Origin of the sequence: Hansschlegelia beijingensis (assembly GCF_045505405.1) — a bacterium.
Taxonomy (GTDB): domain Bacteria; phylum Pseudomonadota; class Alphaproteobacteria; order Rhizobiales; family Methylopilaceae; genus Methylopila; species Methylopila beijingensis_A.
In genome coordinates, this window is the sequence record NZ_JBJKEX010000276.1 from 1 (window position 1) to 4,138 (window position 4,138).

Here is a 4,138-nt window from a genome sequence, read left to right on the forward strand (position 1 = left end):
GCCCACCGGCAAGGAGCTCGACGTCTCCGTGCCGGCGGGCATCGAGGAAGGCAAGACCATCCGCCTCAAGGGGCAGGGCTCGCCCAGCGGCCTCGGCGGCGAGCCGGGCGACGCGCTGATCGTCATCCGGGTCGCGCCGGATCCCGAGTTCCGCGCCGAGGGCCGCGACGTGCGGGTCGAGGTTCCGATCACGATCTACGAGGCCGTGCTCGGCGGCAAAGTCCGCGTGCCGACCCTCGACGGCGCCGTCGAGATGACCGTGCCGGCGGGCTCCGACGGCGGCCGCATCCTGCGGCTGCGGGGCAAGGGCATCGGCAAGAAGGGCGCGGCCGGCGACCTGCTCGTGGAGCTCCGGATCGCCCTGCCAAAGAACGGCGACCCGCGCCTCACCGCGCTCGCCGAGACGCTGAAGGAAGAGGCGCCCTACGACCCGCGGGGTTGAAGGGTTAGCCGCGTCGCCATGGGGGCGTCGTGAGACGCCTCCATGCACGCCACCGCCAGTATTCGTTTAAGTTTGCCTGGTGGGCGAATGTCTTTGACGGCCACAACCTGGCGTTACATGCTCGACCTATCCGACGCGGGGGCGTCGGCCGCTAGGTTCGGGGGCATAGATGGTCGAGGAAAAGCTGCGCCTTCTCGCGGAGCGCATCAAGTCGCACTCGAGCGCCATGGTCACGGAAGAAGCGGTCAAGACCGCCGTGGTGCTGCCGTTCTTCGCCGCGCTCGGCTACGACATCTTTGATCCGAACGAGGTCATCCCCGAATTCACCGCTGACGCCGTGGGCAAGAGGGGTGAGAAGGTGGACTACGCGATCAAGGTCGACGATCGGATCCGCATTCTCGTCGAGTGCAAGCCGATTTCGACGCAGTTAGACCGCGTTCATCTGGCTCAGCTTTATCGCTACTTTTCGGTCACCTCAGCGAAATTCGCGATCCTGACGAACGGGCGTCACTTTCAGTTCCACACGGACCTGGACGAGCCGAACAAGCTCGACCCCCTGCCGTTCCTGAAGTTTGATCTTTCCGACACGAACACGGCGATGCTCGCCGAGGTGAAGAAGTTCGGCCGAGACGAGTTTGATATTCCGGCGATCCTAGCGACCGCCGCTCGCCTGAAATACACCTCGGCGATCAAGAGCCAGCTCACCGCTTTGATGGACGCACCCACGGAGGAATTCGTGAGGCTGGTGACCGTCGGCCTCTACGAGGGGAGGTTTACCGGAGCGGTGAGGGATTTGCTTACGCCGCTGGTCAAGACAGCGTTTCGCGAAGTGGTGCGGGACTCCGTCCAGAGCCGTCTTTCGTCAGCGCTGGCAGAGACGGAAACCATCGACGTTCCAGCGGAGGCAGCGGAACCCGAGACGGATGAGGTTGTCACCACTCCGGAGGAGATGGAAGGCTTCCACATCGTGCGCGCGATCGTGAGGGACGTGATCAAAGTTTCGCGCATCGTCATGAGAGATCAGAAAAGCTATTGCGGCATCCTCGTCGACAACAACAATCGAAAGCCGCTCGCGCGCCTGCATTTCAATCGATCGGTCAAGTACGTAGGCTTCTTCGATGGGGAAAAGGAAGAGCGCGTGCGAATAGAGACCCTCGACGACATCTATGACCACGCGGCAAGGCTTCGGGCGACGGCGTCCGTCTATGGGACCGCCGCGGGATCGAATAGCGAGCGCGCCGAGAACTATCCTCCCAGCGCAATCGCGTGATCCCGCAGCCCGGGCTCTTCAGCTGCGGCGCGCGGCTTCGTAGATCGACAGCTGGGCGTAGGCGGCGGTGAGCAGCGGCGTCGGGACGTCGGCGGCCCGGGCGCGGGCGAGGAGATCGCCGAGGATCTGGTCGGCCTCGATCGGCGCGCCGATCGAGACGTCGCGGTAGAGCGAGGACGTCTGCGACGAGCCCTCCTCGCCAAGCATCGCCCGGATCGCCGCCAGCGCGCGCTCGCTAGGCTGCCGGCCGACGCGGCTGACGGTCGCCGACACCTCGTCCAGCAGGGCGAAGGCGGTCTGTCTTCCGCCGGGCGCGGCCAGTATCTGGCCGACGCTGCCGCGCAGCAGGCAGGTGGACGCCGCGAGCGTCGCGAGCAGCGTCCATTTCTCCCACATCTCGCGTTCGATGTCGGTCGACAGCCGCGCCGAGAAACCTGCGTCCCGCATCGTCTCGTCGAGCCGGGCCATGCGGTCCGACGCGGTCCCGTCGAGCTCTCCGTAGGCGATCTCCTGCACCGGCGAGAGCTGCAGGATACGGCCGTCCGGGTCGAGCGTGGTCGCCACCTTGCAGACGTAGCCGACGAGGTTCCGCCTGTCGAAGCGGCCGGCGATGAGATCGAGATGCCGCATTCCGTTCAGGAATGGCAGGATCATCGTCTCAGGCCCGACCGTCGGCGCTATGTCCTCGAGCGCGGCCCCGAGGCCGAAGGCCTTCACCGTGAGCAGAATGACGTCGAAGGGCCCCGTGATCTCGCCGGCGGTCACGACGTTCGGCGCGATCGCCAGATCGCCATAGGGGCTGACGATCCGCAGCCCGTCGGCCCTCAGACGATCGGCGCGGGCCGGCCGGACGAGAAACTGGACGTTGCGGCCGGCTGCGGCGAGACGGCCGCCGAAATAGCCGCCGGTCGCCCCGGCGCCCACGACGAGTATGCGCATACTGGATCTTTCGGAGTGCGGCCCGAGGCTCATGACCCGGTGAAGTTCGGCTTGCGGTTCTCGCGGCGGCTGGCGAAGCCCTCGCGGAAATCGTCGCTGGACATCACCGCCTCGACTTCACGGAGCGCGTGGCTCGCGCGTTCCATCGGGCCCGCCGGGACCACCTGCCCCGCGAAGCCCTTCAGCATCTCGAGCACCAGCGGGGCGTTGTCGGCGAGCCGGCGGGCGTAGGCGCGGGCGGCCTCCAGCGTCTCGCCCGGAGGCGTGAGCTTGTTGACGAAGCCGACCTGATAGGCGCGCTCGGCGGTGAGTTCGTCGCCGAGCAGCATGACCTCCATGGCGACCTTGTGGGGCATGCGTCCGGCGAGGCCCGCGATGAGGCCGCCGGCGAAGCCGATCTTGGCCTCCGGATACATGAACCGCGCGTTGTCGGCGGCGACGCAAAGGTCCGCCGCCATCACGAGCGTGAGCGCGCCGCCGATGCACCAGCCATTGACGGCCGCGATGATCGGCTTCTTCACGGCGATGTCGTAGCCGGGCACGAAGCGGCGGTAGTCCGGCGTGGAATCGGAGCTCAGGTCCTTGCCGACCGAGAAGGCGCGCTCGCCCGCGCCGGTGAGGATCGCGACGCGGTCCTGACCGGCGTTGAACCGCCGCCAGGCGTCAGCGAGGCCGGTCTCGACCGCGGCGTCGATCGCGTTCATCTTCTCGGGCCGGTTGATAGTGATCGTCGCGATCCCGTCGGCGGAGTCATAGGTCACAACGTCGGCCATTCAGGCGCCTTTCGCGATGTCGACGAGCAGGCGCTTGAGCACCTTGCCGTTCTGGGCGAGCGGCAAGGCGTCGACCACGACCACCTTGCTGGGGTGCTTGTAGGGCGAAAGCCACATCTGGAGATGGGCGCCGAGGTCGGCCGGCGGCTCCGATCCGCGATCATGGCGCTCGATGAAGGCCACCACGTCCTCGTTGCCGTCGGCAGGGCGCCCGACCACGGCCGAATGCGCGATCGCAGGGTGGCGGTTCAGCGCGGCCTCGACCTCGATCGGGTTCACCTTGAAGCCGGAGCGGATGATGACGTCCTTCGTGCGGCCCACGACGTAGACGCGGCCGTCGTCGCCGATGCGGGCGAGGTCCTGGGTGTTGAACCAGCCGTCCGGCGTGAGCGCCCGCGCCGTGAGTTCGGGATTGCGGAAATAGCCCCGCATGACGTTGGGGCCGCGCGCCCAGAGTTCGCCCGCCTCGCCTGGCGGAACGGCGCCTCCGTCCGGGCTCTCGAGCCGGAGTTCGACGCCGGGCAGGGGAGGGCCGACCGAGTCGTCGGAGACGTCGTCCTCGAAGCGCGTCCAGCAGAGCGAGGCGGCCTCCGTCAGGCCATAGCCGTTGTGGAGCGTGCAGCCGAACACGGCCTCGGCGCGGGCCTTCACGGTCAGGTCGATCGGGGCGCCGCCGGCGGCCACGAACCGCATGGCGTGGGGTGCGCGCCAGCC

5 protein-coding genes are annotated in these 4,138 nt (G+C 67.5%); 2 read left to right on the forward strand and 3 right to left on the reverse strand.

From position 1 onward, the window contains the following. On the forward strand, positions 1–442 hold a 442-nt coding region (locus tag ACIKT0_RS14165), incomplete at its 5' end, for a DnaJ C-terminal domain-containing protein (protein ID WP_407105962.1). Between the two features lie 169 nt (positions 443–611). Then, positions 612–1,712 carry a type I restriction enzyme HsdR N-terminal domain-containing protein gene (locus ACIKT0_RS14170; protein ID WP_407105963.1) on the forward strand — a complete coding sequence of 367 codons (1,101 nt, stop codon included), beginning with the start codon at positions 612–614 and terminating at the stop codon, positions 1,710–1,712. An 18-nt stretch (positions 1,713–1,730) separates the two neighbouring features. Here ACIKT0_RS14170 and ACIKT0_RS14175 read toward each other — a convergent pair whose 3' ends face one another. From ACIKT0_RS14175 to ACIKT0_RS14185, 3 genes are all read right to left on the reverse strand, one after another. Then, positions 1,731–2,651 (reverse strand): ketopantoate reductase family protein, encoded by a 921-nt coding sequence (locus ACIKT0_RS14175; RefSeq protein ID WP_407105964.1) that lies wholly within the window; start codon positions 2,649–2,651, stop codon positions 1,731–1,733. Between the two features lie 29 nt (positions 2,652–2,680). Beyond that, a complete protein-coding gene (locus tag ACIKT0_RS14180; protein ID WP_407105965.1) occupies positions 2,681–3,424 on the reverse strand; it encodes an enoyl-CoA hydratase-related protein in 744 nt (247 codons plus the stop codon). Further along, positions 3,425–4,138 (reverse strand): class I adenylate-forming enzyme family protein (locus tag ACIKT0_RS14185; RefSeq protein ID WP_407105966.1); only part of this gene is annotated, 714 nt, incomplete at its 5' end. It lies immediately after the preceding gene.

Coding starts and splice junctions, on each gene's coding strand:
- ACIKT0_RS14170 (WP_407105963.1), top strand. CDS start 612: ATGGTCGAGGAAAAGCTGCGCCTTCTCGCGGAGCGCATCAAGTCGCAC.
- ACIKT0_RS14175 (WP_407105964.1), bottom strand. CDS start 2,651: ATGCGCATACTCGTCGTGGGCGCCGGGGCGACCGGCGGCTATTTCGGC.
- ACIKT0_RS14180 (WP_407105965.1), bottom strand. CDS start 3,424: ATGGCCGACGTTGTGACCTATGACTCCGCCGACGGGATCGCGACGATC.